The organism is Flavonifractor sp. An10, assembly GCF_002161215.1.
Lineage (GTDB): Bacteria > Bacillota > Clostridia > Oscillospirales > Oscillospiraceae > Flavonifractor > Flavonifractor avistercoris.
Genome location: NZ_NFMB01000003.1, coordinates 318,374 through 343,216, shown reverse-complemented (window position 1 = coordinate 343,216; position 24,843 = coordinate 318,374). Strand labels below are relative to the sequence as shown.

Below are 24,843 nucleotides of genomic sequence, written 5' to 3'. Positions count from 1 at the left end.
CTTCGCCGCTGTGGTGGCAGGGGCGGCCCCCCGGCCGCCCGCCCGCTATGTGCCATCTGTGTTCACCTCCAAAGCCTGGGAGGTCCAGAGTTCGCGGTAGGCAGGGCAGCTGTCCATCAGAAATTCATGGGTTCCCAGCCCTGCCTGCCAACCTTCCTCCAGTACCAGAATCCGATCCATCCCGCTGGCGGCGCGTATTTTCTGTGTAATGAGGAGCACCGCCTGGTTGGGGTTTCTCCCGATGCCGGCGAGAACCTTATGTTCCGTTCCAGGGTCCAGCGCACTGGTGCAGTCATCCAGGATCAACACTGCGCTCTCCCTGAGCAGGGCTCTGGCCAGAGAGAGGCGCTGCCGCTGCCCGCCTGAGAGGTTGGCGCCCCCCTGGTCCAGCCGGGCGCTCAGTCCGCCGGCATCTTTTACGAAATCAGCCGCTTGGGCGGCCTCCAGAGCGGCATAGAGCTGATCTTCCCCCGCGCTCCGGTCTCCCATGGATAGATTGTCCCGAACCGTGCCGGAAAACAGGGCGCTTTTCTGGGCGGCCACCGCCACCTGCCGTCGAATCTGTTCCAGTGGAAGACAGCTTAGCAGCCGCCCGCCCAGCCGTATCTCTCCCAACTGCGGCTCATAGAGCCTGGCACAGAGCCAGGCCAGAGTGGATTTCCCCGCGCCAGTGGGGCCCACCACAGCCAGCCGCTCACCCCGCCGCAGTGAGAAGGAAACATCGCGCAGGGCGGGGACTCCGCTGCCGCCGGGATACGCGAAGGTCACATGCCGCAGTTCCAGCACCGGCTCCTCTGCCCCCATGTGCTCTGGCTGTGCCGGATCTTCTTCCTCCGGAAGCTGAAGCACCTCCTCCACCCGCTGCGCCGAGGTCTGCGCCCGTATGAGAAGTTTGAATACATCCACCAGGGTCATCAGGGAGGTGAGCATCTGGGTCATGTAGGTGACAAAAGCGGATACGGTACCCACCTCCACCTCCCAAGTCCCCGCCGCCCACAGCACTGCAACCGTGCCGAGATTTACGGTGAGGGTGACCAGCGGGGCAAACCAGGCGGATAGCAGCTGAAGGTGAATGCCCGCTTCCTCCAGTTCCGCGCTACACACCTGAAAACGGCGGGTCTCCGACTCCTCCCGTCCCAAGGCGCGGATCAAACGGATACCCCGCAGGAAGTCCTGCACAGTCGCATTGACCTGATCCATGGCATCCCGCACGCGGCGGAAGCGCCGGCTGCTCTGCACCACATAGCCCGCAATGAGCGCCGTCACCGCCAGAACCACCGCAAGGACAATCCAGCTCAAGCCCGCGTCCAGTCCCATGGCGTAGGCTACGCTGCCGACGCACAGGACAGGCGCCTTGATGCCAATGCGCAGGGCGGAGTTTACCGATTTGGCGAGCTGGTCACAGTCGCTGGACATCCTGGTCACCAGAGAACCGCTCCCCACCTGATCCACGCCGCCCTCCGTGAGATGAAGGCACTTGGCAAACAGTCCCCGTCGGAGATCCGCCCCAAACCGCTGGGAAGCCGTCCCGGAGCAGAGATTGCGCACGAGCACGCACACAATGCCGCCTATGGCAGCCCCGGCCATCCAGCCGCCCAGCTCTAGGATGCGGTCTATCTGCCCTGATCGCACGCCCTCGTCGATCATTCGCGCCATCAGCGTCGGCAGCAGCAGTTCACAGTTTGCCTCAATCAGGACAAACAGGAGGGCCGTCAGGCAGTACCAGCGATAGCGTCTGAGATAGCACCAGATGAGGGACAAGATGCTCCCCCCTTTCCCGTAGACACAAGCCGGGCCGCTTCATCGGCCAAAGCTCTGACGGTGTCGAAGCGGCGCGCGGCCCCCAGGACCTTCAGCGCCTCCCGGCGCAGGGTGAGAATCGGCACACCGGCCTTTGCCGCCGCCCGCAGCAGTTCCATATTTTCCTGGTTATAGGCGCCTATCGCAGCACCGCTGTCCACCACACAGGCGGAGCCGCAGGCCGCCGCGATAGCGGCACGCAGAGTGTCCGAGGCCGGCGGAGAGAAACTATCCGCCGTATATCGGCGGGCCGCAAGGGTTTCTGACACTGCACAGTCCACGTCGCACCGCTGGAGAATTCCTGTGGCAAAGGGGATCCCCCGCTTTTGAAGGGCCCGGAAGCAGGGGGCTCCCCTGCCCTCTCCGGGCACCACGAACACGCGGGGGTTCCCCGCCGCGCCGCAGAGCTCTACACTCCCCAGGAGCAGATTGAAGGTGCCGTCGTGAATGCCGTAGAGCTGCCGGATGATGCTGTCATTCAGTACATCCTCCGGCGCGCCGCAGCGGAAGATGGCATTGTCCTTCACCAGCACCACCACATCGGCCAGCTTGGTGGCCAGGTCCACCTCGTGGAGGGAGAGCACCACGGACAGTCCCCGGCCGGCGGTCATTTCCCGGAGGATGTTCAGCAGTTCAATTTTATGGCGGATGTCCAGATAGCTGGTGGGCTCATCCAGGACAATAACCTCCGGCTGCTGGCATAGAGCTCTGGCCAGCAGCACCCGCTGCTTCTGTCCATCGCTGAGTTCGGTAAACCGCTGCTCCCGCAGATCCAGTGCATTCACCCGCTTCATAGACTCCTCCACAATGCGCTGATCCTCCTGCGAGAGCTTTCCAAAATGGTTGGTGTAGGGGTAGCGCCCGGCCGCCACCACCTCCCAGCAGGTCATGAGATCCGGCTCCACCCGGTCGGTGAGCACCACCGACACATGGCGGGCCAGCTCCTTGTCGCTCATCTTGTCCAGATCGCCGCCGCCGATGGTGACCACCCCTCCCAGCTTGGCCAGATGCCGCGTGATGCTGCGCAGGATGGTGGATTTCCCCGAGCCGTTGGGACCGATCAGGCAGAGGATACCCCCCTGCCAGATACCAATGTCAATGTCTTTGATGAGGGGCTGCCGGTGGTAGCCCACCGACAGCTTCTGTGTTTCAAAATACATCAGCTGTTCCTCCTGCGCTTGATCATAAGCCAGATGACTACAGGGGCGCCCAACACCGAGGTGACGGTGCTGATGGTGAGCTCCGTTGGGGCAAACGCCGTGCGGGCAATGAGGTCACAGGCCAGGCAGAATACGCTTCCTGTGAGAAAGGTGGCCGGTATGAGCACCATGGGCCGAGATGTGCGAAAGAGCATGCGGGTGATATGGGGCACGGCGATGCCCACAAAGGAGATGGGACCGGCAAAGGCGGTTACGCAGGCCGACAGGATGCTGGACAGGAGGATCAGTGCCACGCGGAACCCCTTGATGTTGACCCCCATGCTCTTGGCATAGCTCTCCCCCAGCAGGTAAGCCCCCAGGGGCTTGGACAGGAGGAACACCAGAAGCACCGTGGGGAAGGTGATGAGGGCGGATGCCCCCAATGTGGCCCAGGTCAGGCCGGAAAAACTGCCCATCGTCCAGACCGTGAAATTCTGGAGCTGATTACTCTCAGCGAATGTGATCATAAAGTCCGTGCCCGCATCGCAGATGTACCCGATCATCATACCGATAACCAGCAGCATGGCCAGATTCTGCACCCGGCTGGACACGGCCAGCACCAGGGCCATGGCGGCCAGTGCCCCCGCGAAGGCCGCCAGGAAGATCACATAGGGAGAAAAATTCCCCGTTACAATGGGGGTAGCAGCCAGAAGAAAAAAACCCACAAACAGGCGGGAGCCGGACGAGATCCCCAGCACAAAGGGGCCTGCAATCGGGTTTTTGAAGAAGGTTTGGAGCAAGAAGCCTGCGATGGACAGTGCCCCACCCAGAAGCGCCGCACCCAGCAGGCGGGACAGGCGGATCTTCCACAGGATGTTGCCCTCCATAGAGCCGTCGTTGCCCCAGCGGAGAAGGGTAAAAATACGCTCCAGGCTCAGATGAACCGAACCAGTGTTGATGTTCCAGTAGAACAAGACGGCCAGCAGAACCGCCAGAACAGCGAAGCCTACGACATTTCGGGTGCTTTGTTTCATGTTCCTCTCTCCCTCCCGTGCGTTTCCCTGTCGGGAGCCGTCCCCCACTGCGGCAGACGGCTCCCGGCAGGGCCCGACCAAACGGTCGGGCTCCGCCGCTTATTCTGCGGGCAGCTTGTAGAAATAGTGGAGCTGATCCGCGTTTTCCGGATGATAGATGATGGTTGCAAGATCTTCAATCATGGTGGCCACGTCATCGGCCGACTGCCAGTAGTTTTTCTGGATCCCCCAGACGTTGCCCTCTTGGATGGCCTTCATGTCGCCCAGATAGTCGCCATTGGCCAGAATATCGGCCACGGTAGAGACGCTGACGTCACTGGTATTGTCATAGATCAGAATATCGGCATCCACCGCTCCCTGATAGAACTCCTCCACCGTCATCTTGGTATTACCGCCCTGGTCGGGTTCCAGCTCGGCGAAGGGATAGGTGCCGCCGGCCAGCTCCAGCATCTTGTTGACGTAGTCGCCGCCGTTGCGCACATAGACGGTTCCTTTGAAGATATAGGTCTGGAGGATGGAGGGGTGCTCACTCTCCCCGGCCACGCTCTCGGCCACGGCGTTCACCCGCTGCACCTCCTCGTCAAAGTAGGCATCTGCCTCCGCCTCCATGTCCAGCAGGGCGCCCACCAGCTTGACCCACTCCACCCGGCCAAGCGGATGGTTCTCCAGATGCTGGCTGTCCGCGATGTAGGGGATGCCCAGCTCATCCAGCTTGGCCAGCACCTCGTCACTGCCGTGCATGGTGTTTGCAGAAATCAGGATGATCTGAGGGGCGGCGGCGCTGATGAGCTCATAGTCGGGGGCGGAGTTCTTGCCCACGTAAGTGGTGGTGCCGTCCTCCATCTGCTGAGCCACCTGCTCGATGTACCACTTGTCCTTATCGGTGGTCACCAGACTGACCTTATCCAGCGCCCCGATGGCATGGAACAGGGTGGCATGGGTGGTGGAAAAGCAGCCCAGCTTGGTCAGCGGAGCCTGAAGCACCGTCATGTCCCCCGTATCATCCGGGACTTCGCCCCCCTCTGGCAGCCACAGGAACTTCTGGCCCGCACCGTCAGTGATGATTTTGCAGCCGTTGGCACAGTAGTCCACCGAAAAATTGTTGGCGTACTGGAGCTCCATGCTTCGCACGACGGTCAAGTCGTTTTTATCCATTGCAGTTGTCTCCACCACGGGAGAGGGGGTGGTGCTCTCCTGAACGGCCTGCTGACCGCAGCCCGCTGCGGTCAGCAATAGGGTGACGGCCAGGCAGAGCCCCGCCATCCGGTGCAGATGTTGTTTCATTCCAATTCCTCCTCATGATATGGGTTTTCTCTATCTGGAAACGTGTTCTGCCACGTATTCCACAACTCCAGCTTCCCCTCCAGTCGGCAGGCGTGCTCCAGCATCTTCCGGTGCATCTGGCAGTCCAGCTGAGAAAAGCCGGCCAGCCGGGCGGCAGGACATCCCCCGCCGCAGAGCCCAAAGGCAGGGCAGCGGGTACATACCTCCGGCGGCTCCAACCCGGGGCAAGGCCGCTGCGGCGGCCATGCCCCCGCATCTGACTGCCCCAGAAGGCATCCATCCACGCCGGCCAGAGCGGAGCAGGGCCACAGGCAGCCGTCCGGAGTCACCGCCAGAGAGCGGCCCGTCTGGGCATTGCAATAGCAGTCTCTCCGCCGCCCTGTGCGCAGAAGCAGGCGCAGCCGCTCCAGTTCCTTGAGCCGCACCGGCCGACCAAGACCGGCCAGCTGGTCGTATCGTGCCAGTAGGCGGCTCATGCCCTCCTCCAGCGCCTGTGGAGAAGGAAATAGCTCCGCCCCCGCGCCCCGGCCCTGGGGCCGCACCAGGTCCAATCCTACTCCGTGGATATTGCCGCACCAGAGCGCAAACTCCAGCAGCCGATCCAGGTTCTGCACATTGACTGCCGTTACCACTGCGGTCAGATTGACCACCATACCGGCCTCTGCCAGAGCCTGAAGCCCCTGAACTGCGGCCGGGAAGGAGGGGGAGCCCCCGGGGAAGAAACGCGCGGCGTTGTCCGCGGCTACACCGTCCAGACTCACACCTACCGCTACCTGTCTTGCCTTCAGCTCCTGGCAGAGCTCCGGGGTAAGCAGGGTGCCGTTGGTCTGAAGGGAGGCTTGGATCTGCCGCCCGGTGGCCCGCCCGAAGTCCAGCACCTGCGCCGCCGTATCCCAACAAAGCAGGGGCTCCCCGCCGGTAAACTGAATATGCAGGCTCCCACCCGGCGGGCAGGCCAGGGAGACCGCTTTTACTGCCAGCTCCGGCGGCAGATCCGCCCCCGCCGGTTCTCCCTCAGCGTAGCAGTAGGCGCAGCTCAGATTACAGCGGTTGGTAAGGCGCAGAACCAGGGTGTCCAGCCCCGCCTTCATTGGTATCCATCCTCCATGACGCCCTCCATGTCCATATAGATGCGCTGGATGGCCCGCAGCTCCTCCTCGCCCGCCTGCCACATGCCCCGCTGGTAAGCTTCCAGGAATCGCTCGCTCATCTGGAGCACCGCTGCGTCGTTGACCTGCTCCATCCACTGCCGGGTTTCCTTATCCAGGAGGAACTGCCGGGCCATGGCGTCATACATCCAGTCAGACGCCACCTCTGCGGACGCGTCCCAACCGAAGAAGGTGTCAAAGGTGGTGGAGAGTTCCTGGGCGCCCTTGTAGCCGTGGCGCTTGAGCCCCTCCAGCCATTTGGGGTTGAGAATACGGCTGCGCATGACCCGGGCCAGTTCAGTCTCCACGTCGGAGGTCTCCGGCCTGGCGGGGTCGGCGGTGAGTCCCGCCACGGAGACAGGCTTCTGACCGCTGCAGTCCCGGACGCAGGCAATCAGGCCGCCATGGTAGCTGTAAAAGTCATCGCTGTCCAGCATATCGATCTCCACCGAGGACTCGTTTTTGATGGTCACCCCCACAGAGGAGAGCCGGCTGCGGAACAGCTCCGGCATGGCCTGTCCGTGAAAGCGGCTGCTGTATCCGTGGGCGCTCCAGAGGGTATAGATCTGGCTCAGGTCTGTCCAGCTCTCCCAGTTCTGGCTGTGAATTGCCTTGCTCACTCCCGCCCCATAGGTGCCGGGCGGGCAGCCGAACACCCGCAAAGTTGCCTGCTCCGCCGCCTCGTTTTTGCTCAGGCCCTGGGCGACCAGCCGCTCCCGCTCCTGGTCGGTATGTTTTTTGATAAAGTTCTGCTCCGGGCTCTCGTCCAGGCTGGCCACAGCCAACACCGCCCGCTCCACCAACTCCACCACATTGGGGAAGGTATCACGGAACAGGCCGCTGATGCGTAGCACAGTATCGATGCGAGGACGGCCCAATTCCTCCAGAGGGATGGGCTCTACCCCCACCACCTTGTCGGTCTGCCCCAGATAGAGGGGACGCACACCCATCAGGGCGAACACCTCTGCGATGTCCTCGCCATGGGTTTTCATGCACTCGTCGGAGTAGACCACAATGGCCACGCTCTCCGGCCAGGGCTCCCCCTTCTGAGTGCGGTAGGCCGCAATGGCCTGCTCCGCCAGTGTCTGCCCCACCGCCCAGGCGGCCCGGCTGGGGACGGCCGCCGGATCGATGGCATAGAAATTCCGGCCGGTGGGCAGGATGTGGACATTTCCTCGGGATGGGCTGCCTCCGGGCAGCGGCGGAATGAACCGCCCCTCGACGCCCGCCAGCAGCAGCTCCATCTCGTCCGTGGTCTGGCACAGCCGGGGCACCACTTGACGGCATACAAAATCCAACGTCCCTGCCAATGGAGCTGTGTCTCCCGGAAAATCCTCCGACGCCAGAATCCCTGCCACCGAATCGGGCCGGTACCCCTGTCCCGCCAGGCTGGAAAAGAGCCGGCGCGCCGTCTCCACCGCTCCGTCGCGGATGCGCAGGGCGGTGCGCCCGTCGGGGAAGATACGCTCTGGCGCGGCCCGCAGCTCCCCCGGCTCCCAGCCCTGAGCCAGCAGGATGCTATCCTCCAGAGCGGGCACTCCGCCGTTGGGCACCCGAACCAGGGCCCGCGCCAGATTGTCCAATTGCGTCCCCTCGGGGGCCTGCCCATAAATATGCAGCCCATCCCGCACCAGAGAGGTCTTGATGCGGCTCACCCAGCGGTGGAGACACCCCACGCCCGTCTCCGGGTCTGCCTCCAGATCCGCCCGGCTCAGCTTTAGATCTGTGGCCACCTTCAGTTCCTCCGCCAGCGTAAAAATTCGCTCCAGAAGCGCCGGCACCTGGGCGGGTCTGGCCTGCCTGGCGTGATAATAGCCGTCAATAGCCTCATCCAGATCTGTGAGCCCGCCATAGGTGTCCGAGTCATCCATGGAGGGGATCAGGTGGTCGTGGATGCAGGCGTAGGAGCGCCGCTTTGCCTGCATGCCCTCACCCAGTATGCTGATATTGTAGATGTACAGATGGGGTATGCCGCCGATACAGATGTCTCCAAAGCAGCCGGAGGACAGCCCGATCTCCTTGCCCGGAAGCCACTCCAGGGTGCCGTGGGTGCCCACATGGAGCACCGCATCTGCCCCAAACACCTCGTCCACCCAGCGATAAAAGGCCAGATAGGAATGGGGCGGTGTGCTGTCGGTGCTGTGGTAGAGCTCCTCCGCCTGTTCCGGGGCGGAGCGCAGAGGCTGCAGCCCCACGAAAAGGTTGCCGTTGCGGATGCCTGGGATAATGATCTGTCCGCCGGATACCATGACGGTACCAGGGGCGGGCCCCCAGCTCTCCTTCATCTGCGACCGGGTCTCGGGGTTGAGGCGGTCAAACCACGCTTGATACTGCGCCGCCGGCACCGTTGCCGCCGCCCGTTCCAGCGCGGCCTCCGGGGAGAGCCACCGGCTGTCGTTGGTCACCGCAGCCCGGATGCGGTCGATGATCTCGGCCCCATCCGTGAAGGGGTGCTCCGTCTGCAGACCCCGCGCCTCCAAAGCGCGGATCACCCGGAATACCGTCTCCGGCGTGTCCAGGCCATGGGCGCTGCCGATGGTGTCGTTTCGGGGCGGCATGTTGTGGAGGATAATGGCCAGCTTCTTCTCCGCCATGGGCTTCCTGGCCAGTCCCGCCCATCGGCAGGCCAGCTCTGCCACCCGCTCCACCCGGTCAGGCAGAGGACGGCATACCTTTCTCCCGTCTGCCACCCGCTCTGTCACCGCATAGGGCACGGAAATGAGCTGCCCGTCAAACTCCGGCTGGTAGACGCACACGGGCAGGGAGACCAGATCCAGCCCCCGGATGTCCCGGCGGTATTCATCCGCGCTGAAATAAGTGGTAAGGCCCTGAATCACCGGAAGGCCCCAGTCCTCAAATACGCTGGAGGGAACCTGACCCGCTCGCGCCTCGCGTCCGGACAGGGTGGTCAGGCTGAAGCCGTAGGACACCACCAGCGCTGCCGGGATGGGTGTGCCGTCTTCCCTTCGGTAAGCACGCTCCATCCGGTAGAGCATGCCCCGTTCCGCCCCATGGTCGGCCGCAAAAGAATCCGCCAAGGCGAAAGGGACGTACCCCCGGGCCTGGATCGCGCGCAGCAGGGCGTCCACGTGCTCCAGATTTCCGGTCTTGGCATAATGGTCATGGATCAGCACACCGATCACCGGCCGGGTCTCTGCGGCCATCTGCGCTCGGTAACGCTCTTCGGACTCCGGCGGCAGAAAGCCCTCCAGGGTATACACACCCTGCCCTCGGGGAGGGGTCGGGGGGCGGAGCGGATAGCCGCCTCCAAATCGCCCGTTGACAGCGCAGAGCATCAGCTCCTCCAGATCCTCCGGGCTTCCGGCCTGGTAATAAGCGTCCAGCGCGGCGTAGAGCGACGGCTCCAGGCCCAGTTCGGGGAGCAGCTCGGCCAGTTCATCCCCCATGGTGGAGGTAAAATAGACCGGTCGCCCCTCCAGCGTTTTCCAAAGCCGCGAAAAACAGCAGAGGTTCTGGATAGAGCCGTGGGAAGCCAGAAAGGCCATATCCGCCCGCGCAGCGTCATCCAAAAGCGCCCGCTCCAGTGCGGCATCAGCGTTGACCTCCCGCACAGAGTAAACCCATCCCTCCACTAAACCGGGATACCGGCGCTCCAGCGCGGTCAGGGCCTGGGGCAGGGCCCAGAGCCGATATTCATTCATGAGCACAAAAAGCAGCTTTACCATAAAAGCCTCCTCAACCCGCCGCCGGACTGTGTCCGCGTACCAGCTGCGCCAGGGGCCTGGCCCGCAGCTCCTCCACCCGGTAGCAGGGCGCACCCATCTCCTGAGCCAGCCGGGCCGCCAGCCCTAGGGAGACAAACTGACGCTCTGTATCGATAACCACGGCAGGAATGTGGGACTCAGCTACCCTCCTGGCCGCCTGAATGGCCTCCTCCACCGGGTCTCCGCCCCGACTGAAATTGGCCCGCCCGTCTGTGATTAGGACCAGCAGCGGCAGGGACTCCTTCATCCGGCGGCGCTGGAGCTCCAGGAGGCGGCGCGCCTCCTCCAGTCCGGCCGCCAACGGGGTACGGCCGCCGGTGGGGAGAAATTGCAGCTCCCGCTGGGCCAGCTCCACACTGCGCGTAAGCGCCAGCAGTGTGGACGCCTCTCCGCCCCGGAAGGCCACCAGCCCTACCCGGTCGCGCCTTTGGTAGGAATCCATCAGCATGGAGAGCACCGCCTCCTTGACCTCTTTCATCCGCCGGGCCGCCCCCATGGAGCCGCTGGCGTCCACGGCAAACACGATATCCGCGCCGACACGGCTTTCCCGCACCTTCACCCGAAAATCAGAGGGCAGAAGAACCAGCCCAGCCGCTCCTCCTCCGCGGACCTGCTGGTAGGGTGCGGCGGCCCTCAGCGTAGCGCCTATCGCCAGATCCTCTGCCTTTCCCTGTGGAATGCGGTCGCCCACGGCCCGCCCCCGCCGGGTGGCGGAGCGGGTCTTGCTGCGCCGTCCGCTGCCTCTCCGAGCCAAGCGGTCAGCCCGGCCCGTGAGCAGGGCGCGCACCTCATAGACCTCTTCCCCCTGCTCCAGCCTTTCCCGGGACTGGCCCTGCTGAGAATGCGGTGCAGGAGGCTGTGCCCTGTCCGGCGGTAAATCTTCCGCCGGAGGCTGGACGTCCTCCACTGAACCTCCTCTGTCCCGGGAGCTGCTGTCCGGTTGCGGCTCCTGGGGGGCTGGCGCCTCCGCCTTCCGGGATGGCGGCGTTTCGCACCCCTCCCGCCGACGGTGGGGCAGGGCCAGCTCCGCCGCCGTATGGAGATCGTCCATGTTTAGATATGTCCGTCCCGCAAGTGCGGCCAGAGCACGGGCTGTGTGCAGAATGGATAGCTCCGCCCGGTGCCCGGCGGCATTGGCCTGCCGCGCCAACAGACAGGCCGCCTGCTCCTCCGCCTCTCCCACAGATACCTGCGGCAGGAGCGCACGGGCGGAGGCCACTGTCTCGGACAGCCGCGCCTCCTGCCTGGCCCATTGGGCGCGAAATCCGACGGGATCTGTCTCAAAAGCCAGAGCGCGGCGGACCACCTCTTTCCGGGACTCCGGCTCTGTCTCTCCGATTACCGCAACATAGATGCCAAAGCGGTCCAGCAGTTGAGGCCGAAGGATCCCCTCCTCCGGATTCATGGTTCCTACCAGAGAAAATCGGGCGGGACAGGTATGGGAAATGCCGTCCCGCTCCACCCGGCACACCCCGCTCTCCAGGGTGTCCAGCAGGGCACCGCTCAGAGCGGCGGGAAGCAGATTGATCTCATCGGCGTACAGCACTGCCCCGTCGGCCCGAGCCAGCAGACCGGGTTGGAATTGCCGCCGGCCAGTGCGCACCGCCGTCTCCAGCTCCACGCCGCCCAAAAGCATGTCCTCCGTGGTGCTCACAGGTAGCTCCACCAGGTGTACGCCCTCCAACCCACCCATGGCCCTCACCAGGGTGGACTTAGCCGTCCCTTTTTCTCCGCACAGCAGTACGCCCCCGATGCGGGGCTCCACAGCCAGGCAGAGAAGCGCCTGCTTTGCCCGCTCCTGACCCACCACGGCGGAGAAGGGATATCGGGCTCTATCCATGGAACAGTTCCCCCCAGTTAAGTTCGGCGCCGCCCCCCTGCTCAAAGGGAGCCCGGCGCAGCCGGTGGGGCAGGGCCAGCTCTGCCGCCTGCCGCAGATCTCCCTCGGCTGCCTCCTGTCGTCCATCCAAGGCGGCCAAGGCCCGTGCCGTCTTGAGCATGGTGATGTCCGCGCGGTGGCCGTCCACCTGGAGCGCAGTGCAGACACGCGCCACCGTGTCAAAGAGCGCCTCGGGAAGAGCCACTTGAGACAGACGGTCCTGCGCCGCCGCGATGCGCCGCCGCAGTTTCTCCTGCTCTGGCTCATAGAACGCACAGAATGCGGCTGGGTCTGTCTCAAAGGCCAGCCGCCGGCGGACGACCTCCTTGCGGGCCTCCGCTTCCGGCTCGCCGTGCACCTCCACCATCAGGCCGAAACGATCCAACAGCTGGGGGCGGAGATCTCCCTCCTCCGGGTTCATGGTGCCTACCAGAATAAAGCGGGCCGGGTGGCTGTAGGAGACCCCCTCCCGTTCCACGGTATTTACCCCCATCGCGGCGGAATCCAGCAGCACATCTACGATGTGGTCCTCCAACAGGTTGATCTCGTCTACATAGAGGATGTTCCCATTTGCCTGAGCCAGCAGCCCGGGCTCAAATGCCTTCACCCCTTCTTTCAGCGCCCGTTCCAGATCCAGAGTACCCACTACCCGATCCTCTGTGGCGCTTACCGGGAGCTCCACCACCCGTCTTCGATAGCGTGCCGTATGTCTGTCCGGTTTGGTGCGGCATTCATCACACAGCATTTCTCCGTCTATTCTGCAGTGGAAGGGGCACCCCTCGGTTACTTCCACCTCATCCATCAGCGCCGCCAAACCGCGTACCGCTGTAGACTTGGCCGTCCCTTTCTCTCCCTGGATAAGCACACCGCCGAGGCGGGGATCTACCAAGTTAAGTAGCAGCGCGGTTTTCAGTTTCTCCTGTCCTACGATTGCCGCAAAGGGATATTCATATCGTTCCATTGGGCATGACCCGCCTTTCTCCATCAAACTGCATGTACCATAACATATAAAAAGCCGGGATTGGAGCATGCTCCAATCCCGGCATATGCCTGCAAACAATCCACCTCGCCTATGGGAAGGGGATTCCTCTGCCGCACACTGGCTCCTGAGATCCGAAGAGCATTTCTGTGCACGCAGCAGGCAGGTTTTCTGACTCATGCATCCTCATCCTCGCCGCCTTCCCGGTATTCTCTACCAGTGGCATTCTTGGCGGGACTCCGCAATTACAGCAGCGGCCCTGTGCGGGAGTTTCACCCGGCTTCCCTTTTCTGTCCTCTCCCGAAGGAGAGGGCACACCTGTGCGCTTGCTATTTTACTTTTGATATCTTGATTGTATTCTCCATTTCATTCATTGTCAATTGCTAATTTCTTTTTAGATGGATTTCGCCAGCTCGAGAATGGGCGAACAGCATATTCGGCCTGTCACAGGCGTCCATCAAATATCTTTTGCAGGCGGACATCATAATCCGCTTTTGACCAGAAGTTGTCAGGTGTATTCACTCGTAGAAATTATGGACCAGGAGTGCCAGTTGTCGCAGCCACGTGCGCTGTTTTCAGCGTAGTGCATGACGCGTACATTTGGGCAGTGTTGAGCCGCGTGGGAGGGGAGTTTCAATAAGAGGATATACGGCAATCTAGCACTCCTTAGGACAACATCAATTTCAGAGGATATAGGCTCGACATCAGCAAATTGCCGCTGCCGCAGACCATTTCACAGGACGTTGTGTTAGAAAAGTGTTAGAAACGCAAAAAACAAGTGGTCGAAAAAGTGAAAAAAAGTACCGCATTCCAACGGAATACGGTACTTTTATGGTTGCGGGGGGAGGATTTGAACCTCCGACCTCCGGGTTATGAGGTGAGATTTCCTCATTTTACCTTTTATCACAGCTTCTCATAATCCCTGATATTTCAATGCTTTGCGGGTTTACTCTTGCCGTAGCCTTTCATAGACTGCGGCGTTTTTTCATGTCCTTGTGCGCCAAATGTGCGCCAAAACAGATGATTGGGCCGGCTGAACAGGGACATTTCATGTTTCCTCACAAGGCCCTCTGGTAAAAACAGAGAAAAGCAATTTATTGAGTTACAGACTACTCATATTTATTGTGAAAATATTGTATATTCTGACCTTTTGTGAAATTTATTTACAGATTTCCGGTCGTAGCGGTTCGCACCTGCTCCTAGCGGCATATTGTGCAAAAATTTATGCGCATTTCTTTATTAATATAGTATAGGTTGCGGACATTTGCCCTAATAGATATAATAATATTAGAGGACGCGAACGCGCGTTCGACTTCATGAAAGGGTGTGTTAAAATGCGAATGAGAACGATTGACCAGGCCGCCGAGTATGTCAGGGCCATTGACCCGGACACAGCTTTGACCAAGACGGCAATCAGACGGAAGGTGATTGCAGGGGAAATCCCCAGTTCAAGAGCAGGGCGGAAATATCTGCTGGATCTGGACAGGCTGGAGGAGTTCCTGTTTTCCCCGTCGGATGGTGCTGCGGCTTTGAGGGGGTGAGCACATGGCAGAAGTAAAGAAGATGGCCCACTCCAGTGCTGCAACACCGGAGCAGGCCGGGCGGGAAAATCACTGGAAAGGCGACGTTTCCCACCAAAAGCATACCACCCAGGGCCCCGGCGGTCAACGGAAAATTGCGGATCTTCTCAGCTATGGGCAGGAGAACGCAATTCCACGCCGTCACCTGGAGAAGCTGACCGGGTTAGATGGGCGCACGGTGCGCCTGATGATCGAGCGGGAGCGGCACGAAGGGGTGCCCATTCTGGCGGATAATGTCACAGGCTACTATCTACCCGCCACAGAGCACGAAAGGGCCGCCTGCGTCCGCTCCATGCGCCACAGGGCCGGTGAGATTATGAAGTCCGCCCGGGCCATTGAACGGGCAGAGGGGTGATACCATTGGGTGATCCCCTCAACTATTTACTTGAACTCGGCTTTACGCTGGACGATGTGGAGTCGCTGAGAAGCCGAAACGATTTCACTTACCAGGAGATGGCGGATGCTGCAAAGGCCATTGTGGACAGGGGCGGTAATCCTTTGGAGGCTTTTGGCCCGCGCCCCACGGGCTGGGAGAGGCCGATCCCCTTTGAGGAAATCCAGACCCCGGATTTCCCGGTGGATGCGCTTCCCGGCCCGCTGGGGGCCTTTGTGGAGTGTCTGGCCGAGAGCACACAGACCCCGGAGGAGATGGGCGGTACTTTGTCGCTCGGCGTTCTGGCAACGGCATTTCAGAGAAGACATGAGGTTGAAGTTACCCGAGACTGGCAAGAACCGCTTTGCCTCTACACCTCTGCGGTTGCACCCCCTGGTGAGCGAAAGAGCGCGGTAATCTCTGCGCTGAATAAACCAATCTATGAATATGAGGCCGAGGTCAGAACGGCAGAGGCCGCCGAGATTGCGCAGAACCAGACCGAGCGAGCTTTGCTGGAAAAGGCCCTGGAGGCGGCCAAGAACAGCGCCGCCAAAAACAAAACAAACTTCGAAGAAATGCGGGAGGAAGCCCTGGAGCTGTCCGCGCAGCTTGCGGAGTTTAAGGACAAGCACCCCTTCCGACTCCTGGCAGACGACACCACGCCGGAGAAGCTGGTGGATATTATGGACGCACAAGGCGGCTGTATTACTGTGTGCTCCGCAGAGGGCGGGGTATTTGACAGCATGTCGGGGCGATATGAAAAGGGGGCCAATTTTGATATATACCTAAAGGGCCATTCTGGTGATCCGATTACCGTTGACCGGATCGGGCGGAAAGCAAACCACATAAAAGCCCCGCGCCTGACCATGATGCTGACCATCCAGCCGGACGTTTTGAACGGCGTAATCGGTAACTCCACATTCCGGGGGCGCGGGTTGTGCGGGAGATTCCTGTATGCTGTCTGTAAATCAAAAGTAGGACACCGGGCAATTTCCCCGCCGCCTATTCCTGACAACGTGAGGGAGGAATACCGGGCGTTTGTGCGCCGGATCCTGAGTAATCAGGGGAGTGGTATTATCCGGCTCTCCCAGGAGGCTGACGAGATACGCAAGAGCTATCAGGAGTACATAGAGAAGAAACTGGGCAACGAATGGGAGTTCATGCGAGACTGGGGGGGCAAGCTTACCGGGGCCGTTGTCCGCATCGCGGCATTGATGCACGCCGCCGAGTGCATGGGAAACCCCACAGAAATCCCCATTAGTGCAGAGACGATGGCCGGAGCAACCAGACTGGGGGAGTTTTTTTCCAGCCATGCAGAGGCCGCATACCAGCTCATGGGGGCGGACGAGAGCCAAGCGGATGCAAAGTATATTCTAAAGCGGCTGTCCTCTGCCCAGTTGAGCAAGGTAACCCGCTCGGAGCTGACCCGGCTATGCCGTGGGAAATTTGGTAAAGCGGAGGACATGGAAGCAGCCTTGAATATTCTGGTAGAGCGCAGATACCTCCGGGAAATTGAAACCGATGTCGGGTATAACAATCGGACGCAAACAGCATATTTTATCAACCCGGCTATAGCTGGAAACGATGGAAACAATGGAAATGATGCGGCATAAATTCCATCATTTCCATGCTTTCCACAGGATACGCAGGATAAAAATCAAAGGAGACGGCGAAACAGTGAATGACCCTATATACAACGTATTGGTGAAGATCGCGCAGGCATTGGAAGAAATTGCGGAGCATCTGGAGGTAATCAGCAACGAACTGAACGGAGATCCCAATGGGTAGAGCAAGCCAGCGCAAGGGCCGTGCGGGTGAGTTGGAGCTTGCCCAGCTCCTCCAGGGGTACGGGTACGATGTGCAGCCGGGGCAGGCTGTGAGCTATGGGGCCACGCCTGACCTTGTGGGCCTCTCTGGTGTCCATATTGAGTGCAAGCGCAATGAGCGGCTGAACGTGCCGGAGGCAATGGCCCAGGCCGTCCGGGATGCTGACCGCTTCCGGGATGGAGCGCCCGCTGTGTTCCACCGCCGCAACCGCTCCGGCTGGCTGGTGACCATGCAGATATGTGATTGGATGGAAATGTACCAAAAAGCGCAGAAAATAGACACATAAAAAAGAGCCGCCGAAGCGGCCCCGTGTGGGAGTGTGAACCTGTCACCCACATTCTACCACGAAAGGGGCGGCAGGACAATGACCAACGAGGAGCTGGTGGCGGTGATCCGAGCGGGAAAACGGGACAGGGTCATGGAGCTGTGGGGACAGGTGCGGCGCTTTGCGCTCCAGCAGGCCCGCCGGTGGGTGTATCTGGGCCGGGGTGGTGTGACACTGGAGGACTTGGAGCAATCGGCCTTCCTGGCGCTCCTGGACGCGCTGGAGGGCTGGAGAGCGGAGGCGGGGCAGTTCCTCACGTGGTACGGGCTGCGGCTCAAAGCGGCGTTTACAGAGTCCACAGGGCAGCGCACACAGCGCGACCGCCTAGACCCGCTTGACCGGGCCCTCAGTCTGGAGGCACCAGTCGGAGACGAGGACGATACCCTCACCCTGGCCGACGTAATACCAGACACACAGGCGGCGGAAGTCCTGGAGGGTGTCGGAGTATGGGATACCCTTCACAGGGCCGTGGAGGGGCTTCCAGAGGGCCAGAGAGAGGAAATCCAGCGGCGGTATTGGATGAACCAGACCACGGCGGAAATCTCGGCGGCTACCGGCGTACCGGAGAAGGAGGTGCGCAAGCTGGAGGCGGCAGCCCTGCGGGCGCTGCGTCACCCCAGGGTGTCCAAAACGTTGCGGGACTATCGGTAAAGCCGTGAGGAGGCCGCGAAGATCCTCACATTTTACAGGCCCTAAAAAAGGGGGAACGAACTCCGGAGGAACTCCGAGATTTCCGAGCCCCTAAAAAGGGAACGAACAACGAGCGAAGCTAGAGCGAACCCTGAGCATCCGGTCATTTCAGACACCCTAAAAAGGCCCCCCCTTCTTCCGGAGCGGGGGACATGACCGGAGGGAACGGCGGGGGCAGCCTTTTCCCACTCTGAGCAGATCCACAGAAAAAGGGGCCGCCCGTGTGGGCAGCCCCTTTCCTTCACCTGCACAGCCCCAGAGCCAGCCGGAAGCCGTTTATAAAGCCCTGGCACTCCATAGCCACCCCGTAGCTATCCACGTCCACATCGTCGCCCACAGCGTCCACCAGGGCGCGGCGGGTGTGTTCTGTCTCATTCCTGCGCTGGTAGTAGTCGCACAGGCTGGGGCCGTCCATCGTGTCCGGTTCCTCGCTGCTGGCGGCATGGTACAGCGCGGTTAGTAAGTTATCATCCATCTGCTAGGCTCCTTTCCTCTGCGTCATGGAAGCCCTGCTTCCAGGCGGTTATGATCCACCGGCGGCATACTCGGAGAATATCCCGCACCGCAGGGCTATTGTCCCTCCGTGTGATCAGCTCGTCCATTTTAGCAAGTGAATCCTCCAGCGCGTCGGTGTCTTGCTCCAAGCCGTCTTCGTAACTGAGGTTGAAGCCCTCTACCCATGCGGCCGTGGCCTCCCGCTCTCGCTCCATCAGCTCTCGCTCGGCAAGCTGCTCCTGGTAGGCTGTGAACGCCTCCGGTGTGACGGGGAATGTAATCATACCGCCACCGCCTCTCTGCATTTGGCTATGGCAGCTTGCAGCTTGGCAATCACGGAATCTACATCCTCACCGAGCACACGCCGATACATATCCGGGTTTTCCAGGCGGCTTTTTAGACAGCTAACGTGCCAGTCATAATCACTCATCAGATGCAAGTCTATAATGGGAATGGGCCCCAGTGCTTCATCCTCAATTGCGCCCGTGATTGGGTAGTTCTGCCCGTCGATTATCATATCCATTGGTATCTCCTCCATCTTGAAATCTGGAGGGGGCCGTGGTACAATGCCCTTGACCCCCTCCGGGGTGGTTGTGGGCTCTTATACGGCGCTTGTGGAAGGGTGGCCGTGTAAGGGCTCTTTCATTTATGCCACGCAGAAGCGGCGGGTGGTGCTGGTACGGGTGAAGCGGGCCGCCACCTCCGGCAGGGCCGCTCTCAGGGCCGTGGTGTCGATTCTGGCGGTTTTGACGGGCTTCCACGTCACCGTGTACTCTCCGGCCTTAATGGCCTCCTGTGCGCCCATGTGGGCCTTGATAGCGTCCCGGATGCCCTCGGCCTCTGTCTGGGCCTCCTCAATCAACTGCTGGAGCTGGCGCAGCTCCCGGATCTTCATTTCTAGTTCGGCAGTGCTCATGCTGTTTACCTCCTTGTTTTCTGGTGGGCCTGGCGGCGGTGGGCGTTACCTGCACCCTCCCGGGGGTGACTGACGGTATCCCGTTCCGCTCTTGCGTGGTGGTCTTGATTCTATCGTCCACCTTCGCCTGTCCCTCTTGACATTATGAATTATAGCATATATACCGGTAGATATCAATCGGCGGAATGTACGAATGTCTACCGGTAGATTTGTGGAGATTGTATCTACCGGTAGGTTGCTTTTTGTGATATAATACAGACATGATGGGAGAGGTGCCGGAAATTTCCCGCCCCCCAGGAAGGAGGCCAACATGGGAGAAAAGACAGAGGCCCAAAAGCGGGCACAGAAGAACTACATTGAAAAGTTTGCACGGGTAGAAATTAGAATGACCCCGGAGCGGCGCAGCGCCGTCCAGGCCCACGCAGAGGCCCAGGGAGAGAGCACCACGGGCTTTATCAACCGGGCCATAGACGAGACTATGGAACGGGATAAAGCCGCTGGTGGGGCCAAAGAGGACGGAACATGAAAAAGCCGCCCCTGGTGCAGCGAACACCAAAGGCGGCAAGAGCGATTCAGACCCGACAAAAGAATCAAAACCGCGTCCTTATTGTACCATACCGGGCGCGGATGGACAAGGAGGATTCTATGGCAAATATCAAGAGGATAGACGGCAAGACCGGCACCAGCTTCAAGATCACCGTCACAAAGGGCCGGGATATGACCGGGAAGCAGATCCGGCATTATAAGACCTGGGCACCAGAGCGCCCCATGACAGAGCGGCAGATGGAGAAGGAAGTGCAGCGGGTGGCCTTTGAGTTTGAGCGGGAAATCGAACTGGGTTTCCAGGCTGACAACCGCCAGACCTTCGCCGAGTATGCAAAGTATGTGCTGGAGCTGAAGGAGCGGGCCGGGGATAAATACCGCACCCTGGAACGGTATGGGGAATTGATGGAGCGCATTATACCAGCAATCGGCCACATAAAGCTGGTAGACCTCCGCCCGCAGCACCTCAACGCCTTTTACAAGGCCCTGGGAGAGGACGGGGTAAGCCGCAGAGCTGACAAGGCCCACACGGTTGTCGACCTCTCGGCCATGCTCAAAAAGCAGGGGGTGAGCCGGGCAAAGGCCGCAGAGGCGGCGGGGGTGTCTCCTGCTACAATCACGGCGGCCTGTCAGGGGAAGCGGGTTGAACTGCCCACCGCCCAGGCAATCGCCCAAGTGCTGGGGCAGGATGTGGGCAAGCTGTTCCAGGTGGAAAAAGAAAACTCCAGCCTGTCCAGCAAAACAATCCTGGAGCACCACCGGCTTATCCGAACTATACTGGCCCAGGCGGAACGGGAAATGCTGGTGCCATATAATGCGGCGTCAAAGGCCACACCGCCAAAGGCGACGGCCAAAGAGGTGAATTACTTCCAGGTGGAGGACGTTATCCGTATCCGGGAGGCCCTGGAGTGTGAGCCATTGAAGTGGAAGGTGATTACCCACCTCCTGCTGATAACCGGATGCCGCCGGGGTGAAGTGATGGGGCTGCGGTGGAGCCGGGTGGACTTCGGAAACAGTCAGATCCGCATTGACATCAATCTGCTATATTCTCCCAAGCGGGGCATATACGAGGACACCACCAAAACCAGCACCGTCCGCTTTATCAAGTTGCCCACCGAGACCATGAACCTATTGAAGCAATATCGCGGCTGGTATCTGGAGCAGCGCCTAAAAAACGGCGACCGCTGGCACGACACCGATTTCCTGTTTGTGAAGGACAACGGGGAGCCGATGATTCCCGACAGCATAACGGCATGGTTGCGCAAGTTCTCCATGCGGCACGACCTTCCCCACATCAACCCCCATGCGTTCCGGCATACTATGGCTTCCATCCTGATCAGCGAGGGGAAGGACGTGGTGGCCGTCTCCAAGCGCCTGGGCCACGCGAAGGTAAGCACCACCACTGACATCTATTCCCACATCATCCGGCAGGCGGATGAACAGGCCAGTGAGTGCCTTGCCGACGTGATGCTCAGACCCGCACAGAAAAAGGCCAGCGGATAACGCTGTGCGCCAAATGTGCGCTAAACGCCCGCTCGGGCTACCATCTGGAAATAAAAAGAAAACCCTGTAACCGTTGCGGCTACAGGGTTTCTTATGGTTGCGGGGGAAGGATTTGAACCTTCGACCTCCGGGTTATGAGCCCGACGAGCTACCAAACTGCTCTACCCCGCGATATGGTGCCGGAGACCGGGGTCGAACCGGCACGGGATTACTCCCACGGGATTTTAAGTCCCGGGCGTCTGCCAATTCCGCCACTCCGGCGTGGAGGGCTCCAGTCTCGCGTTTTTTGAGTGCTTGATTATTATATGACAACGGAATGGATTTGTCAAGCCCTAAATTTCAGCCCGCCGGGGCGTGGCGGGCGGGGGAGGAGAAAAGGGCGGGTTTTGTCGTAAAGCTTTGGTAAAATCCGTTGCGGTTTCGGCGCAAAGCGTATAAACTATAAGGACTTGAACTGTGAGGTGTGCAACCATGAAATGCGGAATTGTGGACGTGGGCTCCAACACCATGCGCCTGTCCATCTACCACTGGGAGGGGCGGCGCTTCAAGCTGCTGATGAACAAGAAGGAGATGGCCGGCCTGGCCGGATATATTAAGGAGGGCGTGCTCTCCGACAGCGGCATCCTGGTGGCCTGCCGGGTGCTGGCGGGGTACAAGGCCCTGCTGGACAACTTTGACATCAAGGAGCTCCACGTATTCGGTACGGCGCCCCTGCGCAACATCGTCAACACCGAGGAGGCCCTGGACACCATCCGGGCGGTCACCGGCGTGGGGGTGGAAGTGCTCTCCGGCGCGGACGAGGCGGCCCTGTCCTTCCTGGGGGCCACGGTGGGGGGCGGCGCTCCGGCGGCCGGCCTGCTGGCTGATATCGGCGGCGGCTCCACCGAGTTGGTGGCCTATGAGAACTGCGCCATCACCTCCGGGTGCAGCCTGCCCATGGGCTCCCTGTCCCTGTTTACCGACTATGTCTCCGGCCTGTTCCCCACCAGGGAGGAGCGGCGGGCCCTGCGGAACCGGGTGGAGAGCGAGCTGGAGCGGGCCCGCACCGCCGGGGTGCACTGCGCCCATCTGACGGGCGTGGGCGGCACCATCCGGGCGGCGGCCAAGCTGTATAATGCCTGCTCCGGCGCGGATCCGGCCAACCGGGTGATTCCGGCGGAGGAGCTGCGGAGCCTCTACAAGGAGCTGAAAAAGGGGGATCAGGGCACCCTGCGGCAGATTCTCCGCACCGCCCCCGACCGGGTGCACACCATCCTGCCCGGCCTGGTGATCCTCAATGCGGTGGTGAAGAGCTATGGGGTGGAGACCATCTCGGTCAGCGCCTGCGGCGTGCGGGAGGGCTACCTGCTCCAGCGTGTGATGGGAGTGGAAAATCATGACGAATGAAGTGGATACCCGGTACACCCAGGAGCGGGAGCTGTCCTGGCTGCGGTTTGACGAGCGGGTGCTCGCCGAGGCCAGGGACGAGACCGTCCCCCTGTTCGAGCGGCTGAAATTCGCCGCCATCTTTACCAGCAACCTGGACGAGTTCTTCATGATCCGGGTGGGCTCCATCTCCGACATGGCCCTGTCCAAGGAGCACCATGTGGACAGCAAGAGCGGCCTCACCCCCGCAGAGCAGCTCCAGGCCATCTGCAAGGCGGTGCCCGCCCTGTACAAGCAGCGGGACAAGATCGTCTCCCAGCTGGAGAAGCGGCTGCGGGCCTGCAACATCTGCTCCCTGACGGTGGACGAACTGGACGGCAAGGAGCGCAAGCAGGTGGAGCGGTGGTTCAAGGACTACGCCGCCCCCGTCCTCTCCCCCCTGGTGGTGGATATCCACCACCCCTTTCCCCACCTGCCCTCCAAGAGCCTGACGGTGGTGCTCACCCTGCGGCAGGGGGGCGAGCGGCGCTTCGGCCTGGTGCCCATACCCCGGGCCCTGCCCGCCTTTTACCAGCTGGAGGAGCGGGGGCTGCGCTACCTGCTCACCGAGCAGATCATCATGGCCTTTGCCGACACCCTCTTTGACAACTACCAGGTGGAGGAGAAGCACGTCATCGCCGTCACCCGCAACGCCGATATCAGCCCCGAGGACGAGGACTACGACGTGGGGGAGGATTTCCGGGCCCACATGCTCAAGGTGCTGAAAAAGCGCTCCCGCCTGGCGCCGGTGCGGCTGGAGGTGCAGGGCAGCCCCTCCGACGAGCTGCTGGACTACCTGTGCCCCAGGCTGGAGCTGACCCGGGACTACGTGTTCGTCTCCAAGGCGCCCCTGTCCATGGGTTACGTCTACGCCCTGGAGGGGAAGCTGCCCCCGGAGAGCGCCGCTGCCCTGTGCTACCCCAAGTACACCCCCCAGTGGCCGGCCTGGCTCCACAAGGGGGAGAAGATGATCCCCCAGATTCTCCGGCGGGACGCCCTGCTGTTCTACCCCTACCACTCCATGGAACCCTTCCTCCGCCTGGTGAAGGAGGCGGCCAACGACCCCAGCGTGCTGTCCATCAAGATCACCATCTACCGCCTGGCCTCCACCGCCAAGCTGGTGGAGTACCTGGCCGCCGCCGCCGAGAACGGCAAGGACGTGACGGTGCTCATGGAGCTGCGGGCCCGCTTTGACGAGCAGGCCAACATCGCCTGGGCCCAGCGGCTGGAGGAGGCGGGGTGCACCATCCTCTACGGCTTTGAGCACTACAAGGTTCACTCCAAGATCTGCCTGATCACCCGCCGGGAGAAGGGCCGCATCCAGCACATCACCCAGATCGGCACCGGCAACTACAACGAAAAGACCGCCAGGCTGTACACCGACTTCTGCCTCATGACCGCCAGCCCCGCCATCGGGGCCGACGCGGCGGCCTTCTTCCAGAACATGTCCACCTCCAACCTGGACGGGGAGTACCAGCAGCTGCTGGTGGCCCCCCACTCCCTCAAGCCCCGGCTGCTGGAGCTGATGGACGGGGAGATTGAGAAGGCCAGAAGGGGGGAGAAGGCCCGCATCTTCATCAAGGTCAACTCGGTCACCGACCGGCAGCTCATCGACAAGCTGGCCCAGGCCAGCCAGGCCGGCGTGCCCATCACCCTCAACGTGCGGGGCATCTGCTGCCTGCGGCCGGGGGTGCCGGGGCTCACCGACCATATCCGGGTGTTCTCCGTGGTGGGCCGCTTCCTGGAGCATCCCCGCATCTACGCCTTCGGCGCGGGGGCGGAGACCAGCGTGTACATCGGCTCGGCCGACCTCATGACCCGGAACACCGAGCGGCGGGTGGAGATCGCCTGCCCCGTCACCGACCCCGCCGTGCGCCGGCAGATCAAGCACTATGTGGAGCTCTACTGCTCCGACAACGTGAAGGCCCGCAACCTGGGGGTGGAGGGCACCTATACTCCGGTGCCCCGGGTCGAGGGGGCCCCTGCGGTGGACGCCCAGGCCGCCCTCATGGAGGAGGCGGAGCTGGAGGCCGCCTCCGCCGCCGCCCGGCCCGCCCCAGTCCCGGAGAGCCGGAACGGCCTGCTGGGCCGCCTGCTGGGCCGCTTCCGCCGGTAAATTGTAAAATTTCCGCTTCCTCCCCTTGATCTGTGTGCTATAATGTGGGTAGTGAGTAAATCCCTGCGGACGCACAAGGAGGC

General features: G+C 61.3%; 21 protein-coding genes, 2 tRNA genes and 1 riboswitch. Of the genes, 9 read left to right on the top strand and 14 right to left on the bottom strand.

All coding sequences use genetic code 11. The annotated features are described in order from the left end of the window. Positions 1-45: 45 nt before the first annotated feature. From B5E42_RS06915 to B5E42_RS06880, 8 genes are all read right to left on the bottom strand, one after another. Positions 46-1,761 carry an ABC transporter ATP-binding protein gene (locus B5E42_RS06915; RefSeq protein ID WP_087238001.1) on the bottom strand — a complete coding sequence of 572 codons (1,716 nt, stop codon included), beginning with the start codon at positions 1,759-1,761 and terminating at the stop codon, positions 46-48. Then, positions 1,713-2,960 (bottom strand): ABC transporter ATP-binding protein, encoded by a 1,248-nt coding sequence (locus B5E42_RS06910; RefSeq protein ID WP_087237999.1) that lies wholly within the window; start codon positions 2,958-2,960, stop codon positions 1,713-1,715. The genes B5E42_RS06915 and B5E42_RS06910 overlap by 49 nt, the downstream gene beginning before the upstream one ends. Continuing rightward, positions 2,960-3,973 (bottom strand): iron ABC transporter permease, encoded by a 1,014-nt coding sequence (locus tag B5E42_RS06905; RefSeq protein WP_087237997.1) that lies wholly within the window; start codon positions 3,971-3,973, stop codon positions 2,960-2,962. The genes B5E42_RS06910 and B5E42_RS06905 overlap by 1 nt, the downstream gene beginning before the upstream one ends. A gap of 99 nt (positions 3,974-4,072) precedes the next feature. Beyond that, entirely contained in the window at positions 4,073-5,257 is a 1,185-nt protein-coding gene (locus tag B5E42_RS06900) for an ABC transporter substrate-binding protein (RefSeq protein WP_087237995.1), read from the bottom strand. Beyond that, positions 5,254-6,348, bottom strand: coding sequence for a radical SAM protein (locus B5E42_RS06895; RefSeq protein WP_087237993.1), 1,095 nt, complete (start codon positions 6,346-6,348; stop codon positions 5,254-5,256). Before B5E42_RS06895 ends, B5E42_RS06900 begins: the two co-directional genes overlap by 4 nt. Next, complete coding sequence (cobN, locus tag B5E42_RS06890) at positions 6,345-10,091, bottom strand: cobaltochelatase subunit CobN (protein ID WP_087237991.1); 3,747 nt, start codon at positions 10,089-10,091, stop codon at positions 6,345-6,347. The genes B5E42_RS06895 and cobN overlap by 4 nt, the downstream gene beginning before the upstream one ends. A gap of 10 nt (positions 10,092-10,101) precedes the next feature. Further along, a complete protein-coding gene (locus B5E42_RS06885) occupies positions 10,102-11,970 on the bottom strand; it encodes a VWA domain-containing protein (protein WP_087237989.1) in 1,869 nt (622 codons plus the stop codon). Next, entirely contained in the window at positions 11,963-12,970 is a 1,008-nt protein-coding gene (locus tag B5E42_RS06880; RefSeq protein ID WP_087237987.1) for an AAA family ATPase, read from the bottom strand. The genes B5E42_RS06885 and B5E42_RS06880 overlap by 8 nt, the downstream gene beginning before the upstream one ends. A gap of 161 nt (positions 12,971-13,131) precedes the next feature. Continuing rightward, positions 13,132-13,325: riboswitch (cobalamin riboswitch) on the bottom strand. 1,003 nt (positions 13,326-14,328) lie between these two features. Here B5E42_RS06880 and B5E42_RS06875 point away from each other — a divergent pair. The 5 genes from B5E42_RS06875 to B5E42_RS06850 all read left to right on the top strand — a co-directional run bounded on the left by B5E42_RS06875 (position 14,329) and on the right by B5E42_RS06850 (position 17,744). Then, positions 14,329-14,529, top strand: a complete 201-nt coding sequence (locus B5E42_RS06875; protein ID WP_141242476.1) for an excisionase family DNA-binding protein — start codon at positions 14,329-14,331, stop codon at positions 14,527-14,529. A 4-nt stretch (positions 14,530-14,533) separates the two neighbouring features. Then, positions 14,534-14,923 (top strand): hypothetical protein, encoded by a 390-nt coding sequence (locus B5E42_RS06870; RefSeq protein ID WP_087237983.1) that lies wholly within the window; start codon positions 14,534-14,536, stop codon positions 14,921-14,923. A gap of 5 nt (positions 14,924-14,928) precedes the next feature. After that, positions 14,929-16,554 (top strand): YfjI family protein, encoded by a 1,626-nt coding sequence (locus tag B5E42_RS06865; protein WP_087237981.1) that lies wholly within the window; start codon positions 14,929-14,931, stop codon positions 16,552-16,554. A gap of 167 nt (positions 16,555-16,721) precedes the next feature. Next, positions 16,722-17,054 carry a hypothetical protein gene (locus B5E42_RS06855; RefSeq protein WP_087237977.1) on the top strand — a complete coding sequence of 111 codons (333 nt, stop codon included), beginning with the start codon at positions 16,722-16,724 and terminating at the stop codon, positions 17,052-17,054. Between the two features lie 78 nt (positions 17,055-17,132). Next, complete coding sequence (locus B5E42_RS06850; RefSeq protein ID WP_087237975.1) at positions 17,133-17,744, top strand: sigma-70 family RNA polymerase sigma factor; 612 nt, start codon at positions 17,133-17,135, stop codon at positions 17,742-17,744. A gap of 280 nt (positions 17,745-18,024) precedes the next feature. Here the strand turns inward: B5E42_RS06850 and B5E42_RS06845 are convergent, their stop codons facing one another. The 4 genes from B5E42_RS06845 to B5E42_RS06830 form a co-directional block, all read right to left on the bottom strand. Next, complete coding sequence (locus tag B5E42_RS06845) at positions 18,025-18,258, bottom strand: hypothetical protein (protein WP_087237973.1); 234 nt, start codon at positions 18,256-18,258, stop codon at positions 18,025-18,027. Continuing rightward, positions 18,251-18,562 carry a hypothetical protein gene (locus B5E42_RS06840; RefSeq protein WP_087237971.1) on the bottom strand — a complete coding sequence of 104 codons (312 nt, stop codon included), beginning with the start codon at positions 18,560-18,562 and terminating at the stop codon, positions 18,251-18,253. The genes B5E42_RS06845 and B5E42_RS06840 overlap by 8 nt, the downstream gene beginning before the upstream one ends. Next, positions 18,559-18,801, bottom strand: a complete 243-nt coding sequence (locus B5E42_RS06835) for a hypothetical protein (RefSeq protein ID WP_087237969.1) — start codon at positions 18,799-18,801, stop codon at positions 18,559-18,561. Before B5E42_RS06835 ends, B5E42_RS06840 begins: the two co-directional genes overlap by 4 nt. A gap of 123 nt (positions 18,802-18,924) precedes the next feature. Next, entirely contained in the window at positions 18,925-19,194 is a 270-nt protein-coding gene (locus B5E42_RS06830; RefSeq protein ID WP_141242474.1) for a hypothetical protein, read from the bottom strand. Between the two features lie 310 nt (positions 19,195-19,504). Here B5E42_RS06830 and B5E42_RS06825 point away from each other — a divergent pair, with 310 nt between their 5' ends. Together B5E42_RS06825 and B5E42_RS06820 are read left to right on the top strand one after the other, a co-directional pair. Further along, complete coding sequence (locus tag B5E42_RS06825; RefSeq protein ID WP_087237966.1) at positions 19,505-19,720, top strand: hypothetical protein; 216 nt, start codon at positions 19,505-19,507, stop codon at positions 19,718-19,720. 119 nt (positions 19,721-19,839) lie between these two features. After that, the gene (locus B5E42_RS06820) at positions 19,840-21,240 is read left to right on the top strand and encodes a tyrosine-type recombinase/integrase (RefSeq protein WP_162613920.1); all 1,401 of its coding nucleotides are present in this window, start codon (positions 19,840-19,842) and stop codon (positions 21,238-21,240) included. 94 nt (positions 21,241-21,334) lie between these two features. Here the strand turns inward: B5E42_RS06820 and B5E42_RS06815 are convergent. Both B5E42_RS06815 and B5E42_RS06810 read right to left on the bottom strand, forming a co-directional pair. Then, positions 21,335-21,411: transfer RNA gene (locus B5E42_RS06815), tRNA-Met, on the bottom strand. A 3-nt stretch (positions 21,412-21,414) separates the two neighbouring features. Next, a tRNA-Leu gene (locus tag B5E42_RS06810) sits at positions 21,415-21,501 on the bottom strand. A gap of 210 nt (positions 21,502-21,711) precedes the next feature. Here B5E42_RS06810 and B5E42_RS06805 point away from each other — a divergent pair. Then, the gene (locus B5E42_RS06805) at positions 21,712-22,626 is read left to right on the top strand and encodes a hypothetical protein (RefSeq protein ID WP_087237963.1); all 915 of its coding nucleotides are present in this window, start codon (positions 21,712-21,714) and stop codon (positions 22,624-22,626) included. Next, on the top strand, positions 22,616-24,760 hold the full coding sequence (ppk1, locus tag B5E42_RS06800; protein ID WP_087237961.1) for a polyphosphate kinase 1: 2,145 nt from the start codon (positions 22,616-22,618) through the stop codon (positions 24,758-24,760). The genes B5E42_RS06805 and ppk1 overlap by 11 nt, the downstream gene beginning before the upstream one ends. The last annotated feature ends 83 nt before the right edge of the window (positions 24,761-24,843 follow it).